The sequence below is a fragment of the Streptomyces sp. NBC_00104 genome (assembly GCF_045160825.1).
GTDB lineage: Bacteria > Actinomycetota > Actinomycetes > Streptomycetales > Streptomycetaceae > Streptomyces.
Map to the genome: position 1 here is coordinate 2,274,298 of NZ_CP108215.1, position 21,159 is coordinate 2,295,456.

The following is a 21,159-nucleotide window of genomic DNA, read 5'->3' on the forward strand; positions in this document are numbered from 1 at the left end:
TGACGCTCGGACGGGCGCCGCGCGCAGGGAGGCACGCGGCACCGAGGCCGAGCATACCGACCGGTATGCATCACGGGGAGGGGCTGCCGGGGGTCTTGTCGGGAAATCGCGAGACCCTCACCGGGCCGGGTCCCGGCCGACCCCGGCCGGGGCGGGGCCGTACAGCCCGCATCCCGGCTCGGACAGTCCGCACCCCGGCTCGCACAGCCCGCATCCCGGCTCGGACAGTCCGCGCCCGGGTCCGGCCAGGTGTCAGTCCAGCACGCGGGCGAGATAGGCCCGCAGCAGCTCCCGCATCTCCTGGATGATCCGCGCGTCGCCCGCCGGGGAGAGCCGGAAGGCCAGGTGCACCAGGGTGTCGGCGGTCTCGACGGCGATGAGGAAGGTGCGACGGAGATCCTCGTCGGGGGTGCGGTCGATGAACGCGGAGAGCAGTTCGGACAGCCGGTCGGCGACGCGGTGGTTCGGTTCCTGGCGGCTGCCGCCGACGGGGATCTGGTTGCCGAAGTCGATGAGGGCGAAGCCGGGGGCGTTGCGCTTCATGTCGAGGTATTCGTCGAGGACGGCGTCCATGGCGGTGCGCCAGTCCCGGCCGCCCGTCGCCTGGAGACGGCGGGTGACCCGGTCGGTGAAACGGTCCAGGTTGCGTTCGGCGAGGGCGTCGGCCATCGCGCGCTTGTTGCCGAAGAACCGGTACACGGAGCCGATGGGCACGCCCGCGCGCAGCGCCACGGCGCGGGTGCTCAGCGCGTCGTAGCCCACCTCGTCGAGGAGGTCGGCGCAGGCGTCGAGGATCCTGGTCAGTCGTTCGGCACTGCGCCGCTGCACGGGGGCGCGGCGCAGGGAGGTCGCCTGGGACACGGGCTTCATCGGAGTCCTTTCGTGGATCCCCTCGGCTTCAACCGGAGGAGGAAACGAAATCCCTGCGGAGCAGGGCAAGGAGCCGGGATCCGCCAGGGTGGATCCCGGCACTCTGACCTGGAGACCTAGGTTTCACATATAGCCATGTCAGTTTGTGAGGGTGACCACAAGCCATGTGAAGCGGGCATTCAAGTACCGCTTCCACCCGACCGATGCGCAGACGGCGGAACTGTCGCGCACGTTCGGATGCGTGCGGAAGGTCTACAACATGGCGCTCGCCGCCCGTACCGAGGCGTGGGCGCGTCAGGACCGGGTCAACTACAACCAGACCTCGGCCATGCTGACGGCGTGGAAGAAGACCGAGGAGCTGGCGTTCCTCAACGACGTGTCGTCCGTTCCGCTTCAGCAGGCACTGCGGCACCTGCAGACCGCGTTCACCCATTTCTTCGCAAAGCGGGCCAAGTACCCGCGCTTCAAGTCGCGCAAGAGGTCGCGGAAGTCGGCCGAGTACACCGTCTCCGGTTTCCGGTTCCGTGACGGGAAGCTGACCCCGGCCAAGATGAGCGAACCGCTCGACATCGTGTGGTCGCGCCCACTGCCAAACGGCGCGAAGCCGTCCACGGTGACCGTGTCTCAGGACGCGGCCGGACGCTGGTTCGTCTCGATGCTGTGCGACGACCCCACTGTCAGGCCCCTTCCCGCCACTGATGCAGCGGTTGGGATCGATGTCGGGCTGGACCACCTCCTGACCCTCTCCACGGGGGAGAAGGTCGTCAACGCGAGGCATGAGCGCCGTGACCGCGCCCGTCTGGCCATGGCACAGCGGGAGTTGTCCCGCAAGGCCAAGGATGACGGGACCAACCGGGCCAAGGCGCGGCGCAAGGTCGCCAGGGTCCACGCCCGGATCGCCGACCGGCGCCGGGACATGCTCCACAAGCTGACCACTCGGCTCGTGCGTGAGAACCAAACGCTCGTGATCGAGGACCTGGCCGTGCGCAACACGGTCAAGAACCACACACTCGCCCGAGCCATCTCGGACGCAAGCTGGAGCGAGTTCCGCTCCATGCTGGAGTACAAGGCCGCCTGGTACGGGCGGGAAGTGATCGCGGTGGACCGCTTCTTCCCGTCCTCCAAGCTGTGCTCCAGCTGCGGCACCTTGCAGAAAAGGATGCCGCTCGGCGTCCGTATGTGGACGTGCGACAGCTGTGGCACGACCCATGACCGGGACGTGAACGCGGCGAAGAATCTTCTGGCCGCCGGGCTGGCGGTGACAGTCTGCGGAGCTGGCGTAAGACCTCAACGGAGTTCTCCGGGCGGGCAGTCGGCGACGAAGCAGAAAACCCCACGGCGCGAGCCGTAGGAATCCGCCTCGTTCACGAGGGGGAGGAAGCCAAGATGCCTTTCCGCCGATGGTGATGGTGGTGGTGTGGTGGTTGGGGACGGCGGGCCCGCTGAGCCCTTCCGAATCAGTACGGCTGGTACCACCGCTCCCGCTCAGCCGTGGAGTACGACGGACAGCGAACATCCGCACGCCCACAGCCTGCCGGGAGACTAAGGCACCGCACTGACAGGACGGGTCTCCTCCCGATCCGGTTCTCCCTCTCCGCCCGATGCACCCGATCTGTCGACGTCCCGCCGGCGTCCGGTTGTCGCCCTGTCCTCTCGCCGCCCCCTGGCCGCCCACTTGCGCCCGCCCCGGCCGAATCCTACGGTGAAGCACAGGAATCAGGAGTGCGAGGGAGCAGGCATGAGCGGGGACGCGAGGAAGACGGCCGAGGGGCTGGAATACCTCTCCGGTTTCGGCAACGAGCACGCCTCGGAGGCGGTCCCGGGCGCGCTGCCGCACGGCCGCAACTCCCCGCAGCGCGCCCCGCTCGGCCTGTACGCGGAGCAGCTCAGCGGCACCGCGTTCACCGAACCGAGGGCCCACAACCGCCGCTCCTGGCTGTACCGGATCCGCCCGTCCGCCGCCCACCCCGCCTTCACGCGCACGGACCACGGTGCCCTCCGCACGGCGCCCTTCACCGAGACGGTCCCCGACCCCAACCGCCTCCGCTGGAACCCCCTCCCGGAGCCCCCCGCGGGCACCGACTTCCTCGGCGGCCTGTGGACCCTCGGCGGCAACGGCGACGCGGCGCAGCGCACGGGCGTGGCCGTGCACCTGTATCACGCCAATTCCGCCATGGAGCGGGTCTTCAGCGACGCGGACGGCGAGCTTCTGATCGTCCCGGAGCGCGGCGGCCTGCTCCTGCGCACGGAGTTCGGCCTGCTGCACGTCGAGCCCGGCGAGGTCGCCCTGATCCCCCGGGGCGTGCGCTTCCGCGTCGAGCTCCTGGACGCCTCGGCCCGCGGCTATGTCTGCGAGAACTACGGCGCCCCCTTCCGCCTCCCCGACCTGGGCCCGATCGGCGCCAACGGCCTCGCGAACCCGCGGGACTTCCGTGCGCCGGTGGCCGCGTACGAGGACGTCGAGGGCCCGGTGGAGGTGGTGAACAAGTTCTGCGGCAACCTCTGGGCGGCCACGTACGACCACTCACCGCTCGACGTGGTGGCCTGGCACGGCAACTCCACGCCGTACGTCTACGACCTGCGCCGCTTCAACGTCATCGGGACGATCTCGTACGACCACCCGGACCCGTCGATCTTCACGGTGCTGACCTCGCCGAGCGACACCCCCGGCCTGGCGGGGGTGGACTTCGTGGTCTTCGCGCCGCGCTGGCTGGTGGGCGAGGACACGTTCCGGCCGCCGTACTTCCACCGGAACGTGATGAGCGAGTACATGGGCCTGATCGAGGGCGCGTACGACGCGAAGACTGCCGGAAAAGGGGGGTTCGTGCCCGGTGGCGGCTCGCTGCACAACATGATGTCGGCGCACGGACCGGACCGGGAGACCTTCGACCGGGCGAGCGCGGTGGAGCTGGCGCCGCAGCGGGTCGACGACGGGCTCGCCTTCATGTTCGAGACGCGCTGGCCGATCCTCACGACCACGCAGGCGGCCCGGGCGGAGCACCTGCAGCAGGGGTACGACGAGGTGTGGTCCGGGCTCCAGCGCCACTTCGACCCGTTGCGCTGAACGCGCCGCGCCGGGTACGGATACCGTCGTGACCTCATTCGCTCCGGACTCGATCGTCCTGAACCGCAAACTGCCGCTCTGGTACCAGGTGTCGCAGTCGCTGCGCGCCTCGATACTCGGCCGGTCTCCCCGGGATCCCCTGCGGCTGCCCACCGAGGAGCAGCTGGCCGGGCACTACGGGGTGAGCGTGCTGACCATGCGGCAGGCGCTGAAGGAGCTGGAGGACGAGGGCCTGATCACCCGGCACCGCCGGCGCGGCACGTTCATCGAGCCGAGCGCCCAGCGGGGCTCGCCCGTACGCCTGCTCGGCTCGGTGGACGCGATCGTGGCCCAGCAGTCGGGCATGACGACCGAGCTGCTGGACCAGGGCAGCACCCCTGTGTCGGGTGAACTCTCGGAGTACTTCCCCGACTTGACCGAGGTGGCCACGTACCACCGGTTGCGCGGCGACGAGAAGACGGGCGAGCCCACCAACCACGCCCGCAACTACGTCCGCCCCGAGTTGGCCGAACGCATCGACCGCGACGACCTGCTCCGCTGGCCGATGACGAAGGTCCTCCGCGATGTCGTGGGCGTGGCCATCGGCCGGATCACCGACACGGTCGAGGCCCGCATCGCCGACCCGGAGACCGCCCGCCTCCTCCAGGTCCCCCTGCTCAGCCCGATCCTCCACTACACGGGCGTCACCCACGACGAGTCCGGCCGCGTCCTGGACGTGGCGGTCATCCACTACCGGGGCGACCGCTTCTCGTTCACGGTCACCCTCGATGCCCACTGATCCGTCACCGTCCCCCTCGACGCCCACGGATCCGTCACCGTCCCCCTCGACGCCCACGGACGAGGTCGTACGATGCCCAGCGTGACGCTCGACGACGCTCCGCTGCTCGCGGACCTCATGCCGTGGTCCGTCGCACCGCCACGGCTGGGCCGGGCGTGGCCGACGGCGCCCGACGCGGCCTCCCTGAAGGCCCGCTGGGACACCCTGCTGAAGGCGGAGGGCCCGGACCGCGAGGCCCTGTTCGCCCCCACCCGCTCCCGCACGCTCACCTCGGCGGTGGCCCAGCTGCCGGGCCGGTCCGGCGGTACCGGCCGGCTGGCCCGCGAGACGGGCCCCTGCCCCGAGCCCGTCCGTGTCCTGGCCGCCCCCTTCGACGAGCAGTGGCTCATCCCCGACCACCGCCTGATCGACGCCGCCCGCCCCGAGCTGTGGCGCGTGGCGGACGAGCGGCAGGTCTTCGTGGTCGAGCAGACGGTCGCACCGGAGTCGTCGGGCCCCGCTCTCCTGGCCTCCCCCGTCCTGCCCCTGCCCCCCGCCCACGGCCCACGCATCGGCCGCGTCCGCCCCCTGTACCGACGGCCGGGCGGCGTGGAGCCGAACCTCGCACCCGGCCTGCGGGAGTACGTCGGCGAGCGTCTCGGCACCGGCCCCGTCGATCCCGTCGACGTCCTCGCCTGGATCCTGGTGGCCGCGCGCCCCGGCCCCCACCGCGTCGATGTCCCCCTGCCCACCGACCCCGAAGCCTGGTCCCACGGCGTCGAGCTGGGGCGCCGCACCCTGTGGCTCATGCGCCGCGACGGTGACCGCCCCAAACTCCCCGGTGGCCGCCGCCCCTACGTCCGCGCCCCGCTCCCCTCCCGCCCCGTCGAAGTCGTCTACGACCGCGACGAGGAGACCCTGCTCGTCGACGCGGGCCGTGTCTCCCCCGTACCGGCCGACGCCTGGGACTTCCAGGTGGGGGGCGTCCGCGTCCTGGAGGAATGGTTCGCCCGCAGAACGGAACAGGCGGAGCCGGGCACGCTGGCGGCGATCCGCCCGACGACCTGGCCGCAGACCTGGACGTCGGAGCTGCTGGAACTGATCACCGTGCTCGCGTTGCTGGCGGAACTGCGGCCGCGGCGGGCCGGGCTGACGGTCGACCGGCCGATCACGACGGCGGACCTGCGCGAGGCGGGCGTCCTCCCTGTCCCGGAGTCGACCCGCGGGCCCGCCTCGGTCCTGGACCACCACGAGGAGGGCCCGGAGGGCCAGTTCACCCTGCTGTGAGAGGGGCGGGCACACGGCTTCGCCGTTCTCGGGGTGCGGGGAGCCGCGCGACGAGCCGCGAGGAACCCGTGGCCGCCCACCGCCCGGCCCCTACGGCGCGAACGAATCCAGCACCCTCCCGAGCATCCACTCGAACACCTGCTCAAGATCGATCGGCCCCGAGTCCTCCATGAACGCCGCGGCCAGCCTGGGAAACTCCCCGGACGCGATCTGACTGCCCAGGTAGGCGATCCGCACCGCGTTCTCCTGCTCCTCCGACCACGGCAGTGAGCGCACGCGCTCCGCCGTCGCCAGCTCGTTCGCGACGTACGTCGTCACACACCCGTTCAGCATCCCCAGGAGCTGCATCTTCGTCCCGTACGGCGCGTCGAGCGTATCCATGCAGGCCATGCAGTGCTCCAGGTACCGCATCGCGTTGGGGCTGAACCCGTAGACCGGCGACATCAATCGCGGCATCCAGGGGTGGCGGAGCAGCAGGTCCCGCGTCTGGTGGGCCACCCGCCGCATGTCGGCCCGCCAGTCCCCGCTGGGCTCCCACAGCTCGTGCTCACCGCCGACCGCGTCGACCATCAGCTCGTACAGGTCCTCCTTGCGGGGCACGTAGTTGTACAGCGACATCGTGCCGCAGCCCAGCTCGGCCGCGACGTGCCGCATGGACACGGCGTCGAGACCGTCCGCGTCGGCGAGCCGCACGGCCGCCGCCGCGATGTCCGCGCGACGGAACGCGGGTCTCGGGCCCCGGCCGGTGCGCTCGGCGCGCGCCCAGATCACTTCGGGTTCGGCCGCTCGGCCAGCCATCGGTCATCACCTCGACCACCATCCTAGTTACGTACAGCGTACGTAATGCGCTATGGTCGACCCATGACTACTACGTACGCTGTACTTAGTGAGGGTCTGGAGAAGAGCTTCGGGGACGTCCACGCCCTCCGCGGCCTCGATCTGGCCGTGGCGGAGGGCACGGTGGTCGGGATGCTCGGTCCGAACGGGGCGGGCAAGACGACGGCCGTCCGACTGCTGGCGACACTGCTGCGGCCGGACGCGGGTTCGGCGCGGGTCGCGGGCCACGACCTCGTACGGGAGCCGGACGCGGTCCGGCGGGCGATCGGGGTGACCGGGCAGTACGCGTCGGTGGACGGTGACCTGACCGGGCGGCAGAACCTGCGGCTGTTCGCCCGGCTGCACCGCGTCCGCGACACGGCGGCCCGCGCGGGCGAACTCCTCGACCGTTTCGGCCTGACCGAGGCCGCCGACCGGCCGGCCTCCACCTACTCGGGCGGCATGCGCCGCCGGCTCGACCTGGCGGCGAGCCTGATCCGGCACCCGGCGGTGTTCTTCCTCGACGAACCCACCACCGGGTTGGACCCGGTCAGCCGCAACCAGATCTGGGACGCCGTGCGCGCCCTGAAGGCGGAGGGGACGACCGTGCTGCTGACCACGCAGTATCTGGAGGAGGCCGACCAACTCGCCGACCGGGTCGTGCTGATGGACCGGGGCCGGATCGCGCACAGCGGCTCGCCGCCCCAGCTCAAGGCGCTCATCGGCTCGTACGCGGAGGTCGTCGTCGCCCACGCGGACGCGATGACGAAGGCGGCAGGCGTCCTCGACCAACTGACCGGCGCGGAACCCTCGTTCGACCACGACCGGCACGCCGTCGGCGTGGTCACCCTCGACCCGACACTCACGCTCCCCCGGCTCGTCCGTGAACTCGACGCGGCGGGCGTGCCATTGGTCGACGCGAGCCTGCGCCCGCCGACCCTCGACGACGTGTTCCTCCGCCTCACCGAGGGCACCCTCGCCGACCGGACCGACCTCAAGGAGCGTGCGGCATGAGCACGTTGGCGTACGACGGCACGGCGATGCTGGGCCGGCAGCTGCGGCGGGTCCGCAACAACCCGGCGCTGCTGATCCTCACCCAGATCATGAGCATCTCGATGCTGCTGTTCTTCGGATACGTCTTCGGCAGCGCCCTCGCGGTGCCGGGCGAGGAGTACCGGCGGTTCCTGGTGCCCGGTCTGCTGGTGGCGACCGCGGCCGGCGGGATCATGACCGGCATGTTCCAGGCCGCGCACGACACGCACCGGGGCGTGATGGACCGCTTCCGCACCCTGCCGATGAGCCGGGCCGCCGTGCCGCTGGGCCAGGCGCTGGCGGACGTGCTCGTCACGGCCGCCGGGACGGTGCTGTTCCTGCTGGTCGGGCTCGCGGTGGGCTGGCGGGTCGAGGGGGACGCGCTCGCTGCGGCCGGCGCGTTCGGGCTGCTGCTGCTGTTCCGGTTCGCGGCCGTGTGGATCGGCATCTTCCTGGGCCTCCTCACCCGGAACGAGGAGGCGGCCGGCCAACTGGGCGGCGCGACCTTCCTGCTGCCGCTGCTGTCCAACGCGTACATCCCGACCGAGGGCCTGCCGGGCTGGCTGCGCACGGTCGCCGAGTGGAACCCGATCAGCGCGGTCGCCACGGCCCTGCGCGACCTCTTCGGGAACGCGCCCGTGCCGGAGGGAGCCGCCTGGCCGGTCGCCCATCCCGTCGCCGGGTCGCTGCTCTGGTGCGCCGTCCTGCTCGCGGTGTTCGTGCCGCTCGCGGTCCGCACGTACGCGGCCGGACCCAAGTGACCTCCGGCCCGCCCGGGGGACGGGCCGGACCCCGGTGAGCCGGGGCGGGACGCCGGGGCACGTGACGCTCGGCACGCCCCGGTGACAACGGCGCCCCGGCGGGGACATGATCCACGGCATGCGCCCACTCCCCCACACCAGCGATCCCCTGCCTCTCGACGGCATCACCGTCGTCGCCGTCGAGCAGGCCGTCGCGGCCCCCTTCGCCACCCGTCAGCTCGCCGACCTGGGGGCCCGGGTGATCAAGGTCGAGCGGGTGGACGGCGGTGACTTCGCCCGCGGCTACGACACGGCCGCCCGGGGCCTGGCCTCGCACTTCGTGTGGTGCAACCGGGGCAAGGAGTCCCTGGCCCTGGATCTGAAGGACCCGCGCGGCCTGGCCGTCGTACGGCGGCTGGTGGCGGACGCGGACGTGTTCGTGCAGAACCTCGCGCACGGCGCGGCGGCCCGGCTCGGGCTGGACGCCGCCACGCTGTGCGCCGCGCACCCCCGGCTGATCGCGGTGGACATCTCGGGCTACGGGGCGTCGGGGCCGTACGCGGACAAGCGGGCCTACGACATGCTCGTGCAGTGCGAGGCCGGGCTGGTGTCGGTGACGGGGACTCCGGAGCAGCCGGTGAAGGCGGGCATCCCGGCGGCGGACATCGCCGCCGGGATGTACGCGTTCTCGGGGGTGCTCGCGGCGCTCGTACGGCGTGGCACGACCGGCCGGGGCGGACCGGTGGAGGTGTCGATGCTGGAGGCGCTGGCCGAGTGGATGGGGCACCCCCTGCACCACGCGATGCACGGCGGGAACGCGCCGGCGCGCACCGGGCTCGGGCACGCCGTGATCGCACCGTACGACGCCTATCCGACGGCGGACGGCGGGCGGGTGCTGCTGTCGGTGCAGAACGACCGGGAGTGGCGGCGGCTCGCCGAACAGGTGCTGGGGCGGCCGGATTTGGCGGACGATCCGGCGTTCGCGACGAACCCGGCGCGGGTCGAGCGCCGAGGGCGTACGGACGAGCTGGTCGCGCAGGCGCTGGGCGTGCTGGACACCGACGAGGCGCTGGCGCGGCTGGAGGCGGCGGGGATCGCCTGTGCGCGACTACGGGACGTGACGGAGGTGGCGGAGCATCCGCAGTTGGCGGCCCGGGACCGGTGGCGGGAAGTGGGTTCACCGGTGGGGCCGCTCAGGGCGCTGCTGCCGCCCATCACGCTGCCGGGCGGGGACGAGGCGCGGATGGGGGCGGTGCCCGCGCTCGGGGAGCACACCGGGTCGCTGCTGCGTGCCGCGGGGATGACGGACGAAGAGATCGCAGCGCTGCGCCGGGACGGCGTGATCGCCTGAGCGCGGGCCTCCGTCGAGGAAACCCTTGGTGCTGTGGTGCTAGCGGCTGCCGAACAACGAACGGCGCAGCCTCTTCAGGGGGGCGAACAGCGAGACCCGGCCGACGCGCGTGTCCTTGCGGCTACTGCGCTCCTGCGGGGTGCGTGCCGTTATCTCCAGCATCAGCGAGGTCGCCTCGTCCGTCTCACGCTGCGGCACGGCGGGGCCGCTCAGCACCGAGAGATGGCGGTCGAGCCGCGAACTGGTCGCGCTGCTCCCGCAGGTGATCGCAGGGACTCGCGCCCTGCGCACTGTTATCTGTTCCATGTCACTCCCCACCCGTACGAGTCCACCCGGCCCGGGCAGCGTAACCATATCGCCCCGTTGGAGCACTCGGGAATCACGTCCCCGGTATTCACCTACCCCGTAACGGTGTTGCTGATTACTCTCCGAATCCGACCGATTCCAGGGCGAGTTGGACAACTGGCTGGCTGGTGGGCTGCGCTGATCCACCATCCGGTTCGACGGTCACCGCGAGTGACGTCGCGTCGGTGTTCATTCCGTCGGCGACCAAGGGCGTGTCGCCGTCGAAGAGGCCCAGGGAGCGTGGTTGCACGTCGGGGCGCATGAGCCAGAGCTGATGCACCCGGCTCTTCGGGAGGTCCTCGAATCCGCTGAGGGTCACGATCGCGCTCCCCTCCTCGGCGGAAGCGATCACTCCGATTGCGTGGCCCTCGGCGTCCCGGTCGCTGGTCGTGCGGGCGTCCGGCGCGGCGAGAACGTGGGCGATCTCACTCGCCTGTGCGCGCTCGGCGGCCAGTTGGTCCTGGGTGCGTTCGGCCTGGACGGCGAAGAGGGACGCCACGACGAGTGCGGCGGCGGCCGTGACGGTGGCCAGCGGGGCGAGCAAAGAGCGCATCCGGGGCGCACGGGCGCGCGACTTCGGCGGCGGCTCGGTGCCCCACACATGCCGCGGCAGATGCTGGGGCCGCGACGGCTGGGCGCTCCAGGACTGGTTGTCCTGGGGTGTGTTGCGCACGGCGGCGAAGACGCGGTCGCGCATCGCCGCCGGGGCCGGCGCGGCCGTCGACCAGGCGAGCCGGACCGCGTCCTCGGACAGGGCGCGCACCTCGGCGGGACAGCGGTCGCAGCGCTCCAGATGCTTCTCGAAGCGGCGCCGCTCGTCGGGCTCCAGGGCGTCGAGCGCGTAGGGAGCGGCGAGCGAGTGCAGGTCCTCGCGACGGAACAGGCTCATGCCGCGCCTCCCTGGGACGCGGACGCCCCACGGGGAGCGTGCCGGGCGCCGTGGACGCTGTGCGGGAGCTTCACGACACCCCCTTGGCCGATCAGGGCGCTCATGCGACTCCTCCCAGGCATTCGCGCAGCCGTGTGAGTCCGTCGCGCATACGGGTCTTGACCGTGCCGAGGGGGCAGGAGAGCCGCTCGGCCACTTCACGGTAGGTGTAGCCGTCGTAGTAGGCGAGGGTGACGGACTCGCGCTGGAGGGTGGTGAGTTTCTCCAGGCAGTGGCGCACCCACTGGCGTTCGAGTCCGGCCTCGACCTCCTCGGCGACCTGGTCGAAGGCGGGGTGGTGGTTGCGCCGCCCCTCGCGCTGCTCACGCTCGGTGGCGGCGCGGGCGCTGCGCACCCGGTCGACCGCACGCCGGTGCGCGAGGGTGAGTATCCAGGACAGGGCACTGCCCCGGGCCGGATCGAACCGGCCCGCGGAGCGCCAGAGTTCGAGCAGCACCTCCTGAGCCACCTCCTCCGACTGCGCGGGATCCCGCACGACCCGGCGCACCAGCCCGAACACCGGGCCGGACACCAGGGCGTACAGCTCCTCGAACGCCCGTTGATCGCCTCCGGCCACTCGGACCAGAAGCTTGTCCGCCTCCACCCGCTCCCCCTCGCCTCCGGTCGTGCACGGCCATCCCCGTGCGTAGGGCATTCGCAACCGACCCACCTCCGGATGGGGTTACGGATCCGGAAGACATCCCGATCAACAAATCCCGCTCTCCGCTGAAACAACCTTTCAAACGCGCCGTAAGAACGTTTGGGATTCGACCAATCCACCCTGCCGACCGCTCCGAATGGCGTTCGTCAGGCAAGTTGGGACAGAGGACGGACGGCATGACACCTACTTCCAGGAGCGGCTCGGGACGCAGGAGCGTCGCGTCCCTCATCTGTGCATCGCTGGCCGCCGGAGGCCTCGCAGCCGCCGGCGTGACCGTGCTGGAGCCGGGGGCGGCCTCCGCCTCCAGCCACCGGGAGGCCCCGCTGATCTCGGGGGAGCCCCAGTTCGACAACACCGACGTGTACGCGTTCGTCAGCCCGGACAAGCCGGACACGACGACGGTCATCGCGAACTGGATCCCCTTCGAGGAGCCCGCGGGCGGACCGAACTTCTTCACCTTCTCCGAGGACGCGCAGTACGACATCCGCGTCGACCAGGACGGCGACGCGCAGGAAGACCTGATCTTCCGGTACTCGTTCAAGACGAAGACGAAGAACGACAAGACCTTCCTGTACAACACGGGCGTCGTGGAGAGCCTCGACGACCCGGACCTGAACATCACGCAGACGTACGACATCGAGCTCATCAAGCTGAAGAACCGCCGCCAGGTCTCCAAGACACAGCTCGCGGACGACGTCTGGGTCGCGCCGTCGAACGTCGGCAAGGCGTCGATGCCGAACTTCAAGAAGCTGCGCGACGAGGCGGTCTACAAGACGGCGAGCGGGGTGACGACGTACGCCGGTCAGGCCGACGACCCGTTCTTCCTGGACCTGCGCGTCTTCGACCTGCTGTACGGCGGTGACCTCTCCGAGGTCGGGCGGGACACGCTCAAGGGCTACAACGTCAACTCGATCGCCCTGCAGGTGCCGAGCGACGCGCTCGTCGAGTCCAAGGACCAGCCGATCGTCGGCATCTGGTCGACGACCCAGCGCGCGGGCGCCGACGGCCAGTACCACCAGGTGTCGCGCCTGGGCATGCCGCTGGTGAACGAGGTCGTCAACCCCATCGGGGACAAGGACAAGTTCAACGCGTCCTCGCCGGTGGACGACGCCCAGTTCCTGAAGAACGTCACCGAGCCGGAGCTGCCCAAGCTCATCGAGGCGATCTACAAGATCCCGGCGCCCAAGGAGCCGCGCAACGACCTCGTCGACGTCTTCCTCAAGGGCGTCGAGGGCCTCAACCAGCCGCCGCACGTGACCCCGTCGGAGCAGCTGCGCCTCAACACCTCCATCGAGCCCACCAAGAAGCCGAAGCGGCTGGGTGTGCTGGACGGCGACAACCAGGGCTTCCCGAACGGCCGCCGGCTCACCGACGACGTGCTCGACATCGCACTGCAGGTCGTCGAGGGCGAACTGGTCGACGCACCCAACGACCTGGGTGACGCGGTGAACAAGAACGACAAGAAGTTCGGCAAGTACTTCCCGTACGTCGGTCTGCCGACGGCCGGTTCGCGTGGCAAGACCGTCCAGGGCAACACCACGAACAGCGTCCGCAGCGCGATCGGCACCGGTGTCGAGAGCGGCACCGAGGACACCACGCTGATCGCCGCCTCGGCCGGCGCCGGCGCGGGCGGTGTCCTGCTCATCGGCGCGGGCCTGCTGTGGTGGCGTCGCCGGAACGACCGGGCGTACTACTAGTCCGCCCCGGCCGGGCCTCCCCCGAAGAGGCCCGGTCACCGTGACCGGCGCGGCCCGCTCGTATCCATCCCCCACGGCGGGCCGCGCCCCACGATCACCACCACCGCACTCGGCAAGGATGTTGAGGAGAGGGCATGTCCCCGCGTACGAACGAGAGCGCGTCGCAGGACGGGCATCCGCGTCCCGGCGAGGGGACTCCCGAGGACGACCGGCGTGACATCGCCGAGTCCGGCCCCGCGTCCGACGCCGAGCCCGGCCCGGAGCCCGCTCCCGAGCCCGACCGCCGGCCCGTGTCCGAGCCGGCCCGGGGGCGGCTGCTGCGGCTCACCGCGTGCGCGGCGGCGCTGGCCGTCGCGTTCACCGGGTTCGCCGTGGCGCTGGGCGCCCAGGACGACGACCGGACGGTGGCCATGTCGACCTCGCCGGGTGTCTCGGCGGCCCAGCTCGCCGGTGGCGACCTCGACACGGCGGTCGAGCGGCTCCAGGCCCATCTCAGGGAACAGCCCAAGGACTTCGGCTCCTGGTCCACGCTCGGCCTCGCCTACGTCGAGCAGGCCCGCGTCAAGGGCGACCCGTCCCGCTACCCGCAGGCCCAGAAGGCCCTGAAGCGCTCGCTGGAGCTGCGGTCGGACAACGACCCCGCACTCGCGGGTCTCGCCGCGCTCGCCGCCGCCCGCCACGAGTTCGAGGACGCGCTGCGGTACGCGGACCGGGCGCTGAAGGAGAACCCGTACAGCGAAAGGGCGTTGTGCAGCCGTGTCGACGCCCTCGTCGAACTCGGCCGCTACGACGACGCGTTGAAGGCGGTACGTCTCGCCGACACCCGCCGACCCGGCATCCCGGTCTTCACCCGGTACGCCTACGTGTACGAACTGCGCGGCGACGTGAAGACCGCCCGGCGCGTTCTGGAACGGGCCCTGCGGTCGGCGGCCACGCGGGGCGACATCGCCTACGTGGCCACCCAGCTCGGCCAACTCGCCTGGAAGCAGGGCGACCACAGGACCGCGCTCGACCACTACGCCCGCGCCCTCGGCGCCGACGACACGTATCTCCCCGCGCTGGAGGGCCGCGCCCGCGCCCAGTGGGCGAGCGGCGACAGCGCGGAGGCGATCCGCGGCCTGGAGCAGGTCGTGTCCTCCTATCCGCTGCCGGGACCGCTCGTGGTGCTCGGCGAGCTGTACGAGGCGAAGGGTGACAGGACGAAGGCGCGCGACCAGTACGCGCTGGTGGACGCCTACACCGCCATCGCCCGGTCCAACGGCGTCAACGCCGACCTCGACACCGCCCTCGCCGCCGCCGACCACGGTGACGGGAAGGCGGCGCTGCGGGCCGCCGAGGCGGAGTTCAAGCGCCGGGAGACGGTCCACACGGCGGACGCGCTCGCCTGGGCCCTGCACGTCAACGGCCGCGACGACGAGGCACTGCCGTATGCCCGCCGCGCCACCGCCACCGGCTACAAGGACGCGACGTTCCTGTACCACCGGGGCATGGTCGAGTACGCGGCCGGCGACAAGAAGGATGCCCGGGCCTCGCTGAAGGCGGCGCTCGACCTCAACGCCGGCTTCTCGCCTTTGGGCGCGGCGCAGGCCCGCAAGGCCCTGAAGGCTCTGGAGACCTCCAAGTGACCTCGCCCCGGCGCGCGTTCGCCTCCTGCTCGGCCGTTCTCCTCGCCGCCGTCGCACTCGTCCTCGTCCCCACCGGGACCGCGAGCGCCCACCCGCTCGGCAACTTCACCGTCAACCGGTACGACGGCCTGGTCGCCGCCCCCGGACAGCTGAGGATCTTCCACGTCGAGGATCTGGCGGAGATCCCGGCGACCCAGGCCGCGCCCGCCATCGAGCGCCAGGGGAGGACGAGTTGGGCCCGTGAGCGGTGCGCGACGGCCGCCGGGGGCAGTGAGGTCACGGTCGACGGGCGTGCCGTCGAGGTGACGGTGACGTCGAGCCGGGCCCAGGAGCGGCCGGGCCAGGCGGGGCTGAAGACACTGCGCGTGGAGTGCCGGCTGACGGCCGCGCTGCCGGACCGGGCCACCGACGTACGCTTCCACTCCGCCGTCGACTCCGGGCCCGGCTGGCGCGAGGTCACCGCCCAGGGCGACCGGATGACCCTGGCCGGGTCGGACGTGCCCGAGGAGTCGGTCTCCGATCAACTCACCAGCTATCCGGAGGAGTTGCTGCAGTCGCCGGAGGACACGGCGACGGCCTCCCTCCAGGTTGAGCCCGGTGGCCCGGCACTGGCCGAGCAGCGGAGCGACGCGCCCGGCGCCTCGATCCTCCCGCGTGGCGCGGACCGCTGGACCAGGGCCCTCGACGACCTGGTCTCCGGCCAGGACCTCACCCTCGGCTTCGGTGCCCTGGCCTTCGGTATCGCCCTGTTCCTGGGCGCCATGCACGCGCTCGGCCCGGGCCACGGCAAGACCCTGATGGCCGCGACGGCCGCCGCCCGCGACCGGGCCCGGATGCGCGACGTCCTGCCCATGGCCGCGTCCGTGACGGTCACTCACACACTGGGCGTCGTCGCCCTCGGCCTCCTCGTCCTCGCCGGCTCCGCCGCCGCCCCGTCCGTGATCACCTGGCTGGGCATCGCGAGCGGCCTCTTCGTGATGGGAGCGGGCGTGACCCTCGCCCGGCGCGCCTGGCTGAACCGCAAGCTGGCGCTCACGCAGGGGCAGGCCCACGGACACGGACACGGACACGGACACACGCACGGTCACGATCATGACCACGACCACGAGCACGGTCACGGGCACTCCCACAGCCACGGTCACAGTCACGGTCACGAGCACGAGCACAGTCATGGGGAAGGGCACTCCCCCACGCACGACCACGCGTCCGAGCCAGAGCCCGAGCCCGACCGGGAACTCGTGCTCGCCCGGGCCGCGTCGCACACCCACGCGCACAGCGAGACCTCCACGCACACGCATGCCTCGGTCGCGACCCACTCGCACGCGCACGCACCGGCCAAGGCACACACCCACGACCATGACCACGACCACCAGCAGGGCCATGGTCACGCCCACGATCTCCAGCACGACCACGACCACAGCCACGACCACGACCACGCCCCCGAGAAGAAGCGCTCCCTCTTCGGCGGCGGCGTCACCCACACCCACGGCGGCTTCACGCACACCCACCCCACCGCGCCCACCCTGCGCGGCACGATCCTGCTCGGCTTCGCGGGCGGCATGGTGCCGAGCCCGTCGGCCGTGGTCGTGCTGGTCGGTGCGGCGGCACTCGGAAAGGCGTGGTTCGGGCTGCTGCTCGTGCTGGCGTACGGCATCGGGCTGGCGCTCACGCTGACGGCGGCCGGTTACGCCGTGGTGAAGGCGGGCGGCTGGGTGACGCGGGTGATGGACCGGGGCGAGGGCCGGCTCGGCGGGCCGACGGCGGCGTTGGTGCGCAGGACCGTGCCACTGGCGTCGGCCCTGCTGGTCGTCGCACTGGGGGCCACTTTGGTGTTCAGGGGGGCAACATCCGCACTCGGCTGAGCTACTTTTGTGAGGAAATCGCACGGAGTGGAGATTTCAGGCGGATGCGAGTGACGGGGGACGGCCGTGTCCGAAGAACCGGGCAGTGAACGGGTGATCGCGGGCCGCTACCGGCTGCTGACCCCGCTGGGCGAGGGCGGCATGGGAACCGTGTGGCGCGCCCGCGACGAGGTGCTGCACCGCGAGGTCGCCGTCAAGGAGGTGCGGGCGCCGGGCGGGATCCCGGTGTCCGACGTCGAGCGGATGTACGCCCGCCTGGAACGGGAGGCGTGGGCCGCCGCCCGGGTCGCCAACCGCAACGTCGTCACGGTGTACGACGTGGCCATGGAGGACGGCCGCCCGTGGATCGTGATGGAGCTGGTGCGCGGTCTGTCGCTCGCCGACCTCCTGGACGCCGAGGGCCCCCTCTCCCCGCAGCGCGCCGCCCACATCGGCGCCGAGGTGCTGTCCGCGCTGCGCGCCGCGCACGAGGCCGGGGTGCTGCACCGGGACGTGAAACCGGCCAACGTGCTCATGTCCAACGAAGGCCGCGTCGTCCTCACCGACTTCGGCATCGCCACGGTCGAGGGCAGCTCCGCGCTGACCATGACCGGCGAGGTCATCGGCTCCCCCGAGTTCCTCGCCCCCGAGCGCGCGCTCGGCCGTGCCTTCGGCCCCGAGTCCGACCTGTGGTCGCTCGGTGTGCTGCTGTACGCGGCGGTCGAGGGCAACTCGCCGTTCCGCCAGAACACCCCGCTGAGCACCCTGCGCGCGGTCGTCGACGAGGAGCTCCCACCGCCGCACCGGGCCGGTCCGCTGGCTCCGGTGATCGAGGGGCTGCTGCGCAAGGATCCGGCCGAGCGGATCTCCGCCGAGCAGGCCGAGCAGGACCTGCGCATCATCGGCGCGGGCGGCACTCCGCACTCCGACACGGTCGCGACGACCCCCTACAGCCCGACGGCGGTCACCCTCCCGAGCCCGGGCGTGAACACGGGGCCGGGCACGAACCGGTTCGGGCCGCCGACGCCGCCGCATCCGGTCCCGGCCGCCGCGCCCCACCCTGCCGCGGTGGCGACCCGCGAGCCGGACCGCAACCGCCGGGCCCTCGTCTTCCTGATCGCCGGTATCGCGGCGATCGCCTTCGCCATCGCCGGCCTCACGTACGCCCTGATCAACCGCGACGGCGGCGGGAACGACGGCAACCCCACCAACGGGGCGGGCACGGTGGGCGGCGCGAGCGAGGGGACGGGCGACGGGGGTACGGGCGAGGAGCCCGGTGGCGGCGACGACACGGGCGACGGCGGCGACACGCCGTCGGAGACACCCGACGACGAGGAGTCGACCACCGAACCGCCCGCGCAGTCCGTCGAGGTGACGGTCGAGGGCGTGCACACCGACTACTCCGGGACCTGTCCGCCGCCGGACGCCGAGGTGCCCACCTTCACCGCGACGTTCACCGTGGGCAGCGTCCCCGTGGACGTCGACTACCGGTGGGTGGCGAAGAACGGCGAGGTCGAGGATCCCGGCTGGAAGACGCTGTCGTTCTCGTCCGGCGGTGAGAGGACGAAGCGGGACCAGGTCGTCGTCTCGACGAACGGCAGCTACGCGGACGAGATCGGCGTCGAGGTCCGCGGCCCGGTGAGCACGAAGTCCAACTCCGTCGCGTTCTCGGTGACGTGCGAGACGGAGGCCCCGACCACGGGCGGGACCTCCCCCTCCGACGACGCGGAGAACCCCGGCGAGTACAGCGGCGCCGGCTCCGGCTCCGGCTCCGACTACGAGGCCGGAGCCGTGAACGGAGCCGTCAGGCCGCGTTCCTGAACACCGGCAGATAGCCGCCCGACTGCCCCGCGGCCTTCGGGTGGTACGACTCGCCCACGTTCAGCAGGTTGAGGCTGTGCAGCCACGCGCTGCCCGAGCACAGTTCGTGCCCGGTGAACGCGGAGCGGACGTCGCCGAACGTGAAGCCGTGGTCGGCGACGCGTTTGGCGATCGCGGTGTTCAGGTAGTCGGCCGCGTTGTTGATGGCGGACCGCTTGGTCTGGGAGAGGCCCGGGCAGGTGCCGCCGAGCTGGTAGAAGCGGGGATAGCCGAGCACCACCACATGGGCGGCCGGTGCCTTCGCGCTGATCGCCGAGTAGACCTTGTCCAGTTGGCCGGGGAGCGTCGAGTCGACGTACGCCTTCGCCGTGTTGATGCGCGAGACACAGGCGCTGTCGGACTGGAGGACGCAGGTGGTCATCACGTCGGCGAAGCCGGCGTCGTTGCCGCCGACGCTGACCGAGACCAGCCCCGTGCCCGCGCCGAGCGGCCCCATCTGACTCGCCAGAACATCACCCGTTCGGGCGCCCGAGCAGGCCGTGAAGTCGAAGGACGAGGGTGCGTTGGCGGTCGCCCAGAGGTACGGGTACGCCTTCGTGCTGCGCTTGCAGTCGCCGCTGGAGGAGAGGTAGCTCCCCGCGCCGACACCCGAGGAGTAGGAGTCGCCGAGCGCCACATAGCCGGTGGCGACGGCCTGCCCGGACGCCTGCGCCGTCGCGGCCCCGGTGAGGGTGGCGCCGACGGCGAGGAGGAGCGAGGTCATGTATGCCGCAAGTCGGGAACGTCTCATGGAACCTCCCTATAGCAGGATCTCTGCCTCAATCGTCGTACCAACTACGCGGGTTGATCGGAAGTGTTCATGTCAATACTTTCCCGCTCTCAACGGAACGTACCCGCCACGTTCCACCCCCGTTCGATTTCACTCGTGTGACAGAAACATGACAACGCGTCAACTCCCTTGAGCTACGCCCGTAGATCACCCAATCTGCTTATCAGCCGCGAGCGGAACGCGACGCTCCCCGGCCGTGAGTGCGATCTCGCACGCACCCCCCACAGACGCGCGCCCCACCCAGGCGTGCGCCGCCTATGAGGAGGAACACCTCGTAATGGCACACCTGCGTATCAAGAACATCCGTGTCGCCGCCGTCACCACCATGGCGACCGCCGCCCTGCTCGGCGGCCTGACCGCGCTCCCCGCCCAGGCCGCTCCGGCCGAGGGCAAGGTGCTCGCGGCCGGCTCCCCCACCGCGGTCAAGGGCAGTTACATCGTCACGCTCAAGAAGGGCGCGGGCCTCAAGGCCGCGTCGAGCGCGGGCAAGGACCTGGTCGAGGAGTACGGCGGCTCGGTGAAGCGGACCTTCAAGTCCGCGCTCAACGGCTACGCGGCCGAGCTCTCCGCCGCCGAGGCCAGACGACTGGCCGCCGACCCGGCGATCGCCTCGGTGGAGCAGGACCAGGTCTTCACCGCCGACGCCACGCAGTCCAACGCCCCGTGGGGCCTGGACCGCTCCGACCAGGCGGCGCTGCCGCTCTCCGGCACGTACACCTACCCGGACTCCGCGGGCACCGGCGTGACCGCGTACGTCATCGACACCGGCGTACGCATCTCGCACAGCCAGTTCGGCGGCCGGGCATTCAACGGCTACGACGCCGTCTCCAACGACAACGTGGCGCAGGACGGCAACGGCCACGGCACGCACGTCGCGTCCACCATCGCGGGCTCCACCTACGGCATCGCCAAGCAGGCGAGGATCGTGGCCGTGCGCGTGCTGAACAACGCCGGCTCGGGCACCACCGCCGGTGTCGTGGCGGGCATCGACTGGGTGACCGCGAACCACAGCGGCCCCTCGGTCGCCAACATGTCGCTCGGCGGCGGCGCCTCCACCGCCATCGACACGGCCGTCCGCAACTCGATATCCAGCGGCGTGACCTACGCCGTCGCGGCCGGCAACAGCAGCGCCAACGCCTCCTCGTACTCCCCGGCCCGCGTCACCGAGGCGATCACGGTCGGCGCCACCACCAACACGGACGCCCGGGCGAGCTACTCCAACTACGGCTCGGTCCTGGACATCTTCGCCCCGGGTTCGTCGATCACGGCCGGCTGGTACACCAGCGACACCGCGACCAACACCATCTCGGGCACCTCGATGGCCACCCCGCACGTCGCGGGCGCGGCCGCCGTCTACCTGGCCGGCCACACCTCGGCCACCCCGGCCCAGGTCGCCTCGGCCCTGACCGCCGGCGCCGTCACCGGCAGGGTCACCAGCCCGGGCACCGGTTCCCCGAACCGTCTGCTGCAGATCGTCCCGTAACGGCGACCGCCT

At 71.5% G+C, this 21,159-nt stretch carries 18 protein-coding genes; 12 read left to right on the forward strand and 6 right to left on the reverse strand.

Annotated elements, in window-relative coordinates:
• Positions 1-252: 252 nt before the first annotated feature.
• The gene (locus OG272_RS09885; RefSeq protein WP_326583889.1) at positions 253-870 is read right to left on the reverse strand and encodes a TetR/AcrR family transcriptional regulator; all 618 of its coding nucleotides are present in this window, start codon (positions 868-870) and stop codon (positions 253-255) included.
• Positions 871-1,021: 151 nt separating this feature from the next.
• Here OG272_RS09885 and OG272_RS09890 point away from each other — a divergent pair, with 151 nt between their 5' ends.
• The 4 genes from OG272_RS09890 (at position 1,022) to OG272_RS09905 (ending at position 5,978) form a co-directional block, all read left to right on the forward strand.
• Positions 1,022-2,221 (forward strand): RNA-guided endonuclease InsQ/TnpB family protein, encoded by a 1,200-nt coding sequence (locus OG272_RS09890; protein ID WP_405893088.1) that lies wholly within the window; start codon positions 1,022-1,024, stop codon positions 2,219-2,221.
• 387 nt (positions 2,222-2,608) lie between these two features.
• A complete protein-coding gene (hmgA, locus tag OG272_RS09895) occupies positions 2,609-3,934 on the forward strand; it encodes a homogentisate 1,2-dioxygenase (protein WP_405893089.1) in 1,326 nt (441 codons plus the stop codon).
• A gap of 28 nt (positions 3,935-3,962) precedes the next feature.
• Positions 3,963-4,712, forward strand: a complete 750-nt coding sequence (locus tag OG272_RS09900; protein WP_327730435.1) for a GntR family transcriptional regulator — start codon at positions 3,963-3,965, stop codon at positions 4,710-4,712.
• 72 nt (positions 4,713-4,784) lie between these two features.
• The gene (locus OG272_RS09905; protein ID WP_326583885.1) at positions 4,785-5,978 is read left to right on the forward strand and encodes a type ISP restriction/modification enzyme; all 1,194 of its coding nucleotides are present in this window, start codon (positions 4,785-4,787) and stop codon (positions 5,976-5,978) included.
• A gap of 90 nt (positions 5,979-6,068) precedes the next feature.
• Here OG272_RS09905 and OG272_RS09910 read toward each other — a convergent pair whose 3' ends face one another.
• On the reverse strand, positions 6,069-6,776 hold the full coding sequence (locus tag OG272_RS09910; protein ID WP_326583884.1) for a TetR/AcrR family transcriptional regulator: 708 nt from the start codon (positions 6,774-6,776) through the stop codon (positions 6,069-6,071).
• 63 nt (positions 6,777-6,839) lie between these two features.
• Here OG272_RS09910 and OG272_RS09915 point away from each other — a divergent pair, with 63 nt between their 5' ends.
• From OG272_RS09915 to OG272_RS09925, 3 genes are all read left to right on the forward strand, one after another.
• Positions 6,840-7,808: an ATP-binding cassette domain-containing protein gene (locus tag OG272_RS09915; protein WP_405893090.1), complete on the forward strand. Its 969-nt coding sequence runs from the start codon at positions 6,840-6,842 to the stop codon at positions 7,806-7,808.
• On the forward strand, positions 7,805-8,587 hold the full coding sequence (locus OG272_RS09920) for an ABC transporter permease (RefSeq protein ID WP_405893091.1): 783 nt from the start codon (positions 7,805-7,807) through the stop codon (positions 8,585-8,587). Before OG272_RS09915 ends, OG272_RS09920 begins: the two co-directional genes overlap by 4 nt.
• Positions 8,588-8,693: 106 nt before the next feature.
• Positions 8,694-9,917, forward strand: a complete 1,224-nt coding sequence (locus tag OG272_RS09925) for a CaiB/BaiF CoA transferase family protein (protein ID WP_405893092.1) — start codon at positions 8,694-8,696, stop codon at positions 9,915-9,917.
• A gap of 39 nt (positions 9,918-9,956) precedes the next feature.
• Here OG272_RS09925 and OG272_RS09930 read toward each other — a convergent pair whose 3' ends face one another.
• The 3 genes from OG272_RS09930 to OG272_RS09940 form a co-directional block, all read right to left on the reverse strand.
• Positions 9,957-10,223, reverse strand: coding sequence for a hypothetical protein (locus OG272_RS09930; RefSeq protein WP_326583880.1), 267 nt, complete (start codon positions 10,221-10,223; stop codon positions 9,957-9,959).
• A 115-nt stretch (positions 10,224-10,338) separates the two neighbouring features.
• Positions 10,339-11,151 carry an anti-sigma factor gene (locus tag OG272_RS09935; protein WP_328222652.1) on the reverse strand — a complete coding sequence of 271 codons (813 nt, stop codon included), beginning with the start codon at positions 11,149-11,151 and terminating at the stop codon, positions 10,339-10,341.
• A 100-nt stretch (positions 11,152-11,251) separates the two neighbouring features.
• Positions 11,252-11,794, reverse strand: a complete 543-nt coding sequence (locus OG272_RS09940) for a sigma-70 family RNA polymerase sigma factor (protein ID WP_326585891.1) — start codon at positions 11,792-11,794, stop codon at positions 11,252-11,254.
• 233 nt (positions 11,795-12,027) lie between these two features.
• Between OG272_RS09940 and OG272_RS09945 the strand changes: the two genes are divergently transcribed.
• From OG272_RS09945 to OG272_RS09960, 4 genes are all read left to right on the forward strand, one after another.
• Complete coding sequence (locus OG272_RS09945) at positions 12,028-13,548, forward strand: DUF4331 domain-containing protein (protein ID WP_326583878.1); 1,521 nt, start codon at positions 12,028-12,030, stop codon at positions 13,546-13,548.
• Positions 13,549-13,682: 134 nt separating this feature from the next.
• Positions 13,683-15,173, forward strand: a complete 1,491-nt coding sequence (locus OG272_RS09950) for a tetratricopeptide repeat protein (RefSeq protein WP_328222653.1) — start codon at positions 13,683-13,685, stop codon at positions 15,171-15,173.
• Positions 15,170-17,035 (forward strand): nickel transporter, encoded by a 1,866-nt coding sequence (locus OG272_RS09955; RefSeq protein ID WP_405893093.1) that lies wholly within the window; start codon positions 15,170-15,172, stop codon positions 17,033-17,035. Before OG272_RS09950 ends, OG272_RS09955 begins: the two co-directional genes overlap by 4 nt.
• Before the next feature lie 66 nt (positions 17,036-17,101).
• Positions 17,102-18,835, forward strand: coding sequence for a serine/threonine-protein kinase (locus OG272_RS09960; RefSeq protein WP_328222655.1), 1,734 nt, complete (start codon positions 17,102-17,104; stop codon positions 18,833-18,835).
• Here the strand turns inward: OG272_RS09960 and OG272_RS09965 are convergent.
• Complete coding sequence (locus tag OG272_RS09965) at positions 18,819-19,625, reverse strand: SGNH/GDSL hydrolase family protein (RefSeq protein WP_327730429.1); 807 nt, start codon at positions 19,623-19,625, stop codon at positions 18,819-18,821. The two genes, OG272_RS09960 and OG272_RS09965, sit on opposite strands and share 17 nt — an antisense overlap.
• Before the next feature lie 316 nt (positions 19,626-19,941).
• On the opposite strand from OG272_RS09965, the gene OG272_RS09970 reads away from it, so the two are divergent.
• Positions 19,942-21,147, forward strand: a complete 1,206-nt coding sequence (locus tag OG272_RS09970; RefSeq protein ID WP_326583873.1) for a S8 family peptidase — start codon at positions 19,942-19,944, stop codon at positions 21,145-21,147.
• Positions 21,148-21,159: the final 12 nt, after the last annotated feature.

Bases quoted from the DNA above. Each gene is read 5' to 3' on its own strand.
- OG272_RS09915 (WP_405893090.1), top strand. From the start codon at position 6,840: ATGACTACTACGTACGCTGTACTTAGTGAGGGTCTGGAGAAGAGCTTC.
- OG272_RS09965 (WP_327730429.1), bottom strand. From the start codon at position 19,625: ATGAGACGTTCCCGACTTGCGGCATACATGACCTCGCTCCTCCTCGCC.
- hmgA (WP_405893089.1), top strand. From the start codon at position 2,609: ATGAGCGGGGACGCGAGGAAGACGGCCGAGGGGCTGGAATACCTCTCC.
- OG272_RS09925 (WP_405893092.1), top strand. From the start codon at position 8,694: ATGATCCACGGCATGCGCCCACTCCCCCACACCAGCGATCCCCTGCCT.
- OG272_RS09970 (WP_326583873.1), top strand. From the start codon at position 19,942: ATGGCACACCTGCGTATCAAGAACATCCGTGTCGCCGCCGTCACCACC.
- OG272_RS09930 (WP_326583880.1), bottom strand. From the start codon at position 10,223: ATGGAACAGATAACAGTGCGCAGGGCGCGAGTCCCTGCGATCACCTGC.
- OG272_RS09935 (WP_328222652.1), bottom strand. From the start codon at position 11,151: ATGAGCCTGTTCCGTCGCGAGGACCTGCACTCGCTCGCCGCTCCCTAC.
- OG272_RS09905 (WP_326583885.1), top strand. From the start codon at position 4,785: ATGCCCAGCGTGACGCTCGACGACGCTCCGCTGCTCGCGGACCTCATG.
- OG272_RS09950 (WP_328222653.1), top strand. From the start codon at position 13,683: ATGTCCCCGCGTACGAACGAGAGCGCGTCGCAGGACGGGCATCCGCGT.
- OG272_RS09885 (WP_326583889.1), bottom strand. From the start codon at position 870: ATGAAGCCCGTGTCCCAGGCGACCTCCCTGCGCCGCGCCCCCGTGCAG.
- OG272_RS09920 (WP_405893091.1), top strand. From the start codon at position 7,805: ATGAGCACGTTGGCGTACGACGGCACGGCGATGCTGGGCCGGCAGCTG.
- OG272_RS09945 (WP_326583878.1), top strand. From the start codon at position 12,028: ATGACACCTACTTCCAGGAGCGGCTCGGGACGCAGGAGCGTCGCGTCC.
- OG272_RS09910 (WP_326583884.1), bottom strand. From the start codon at position 6,776: ATGGCTGGCCGAGCGGCCGAACCCGAAGTGATCTGGGCGCGCGCCGAG.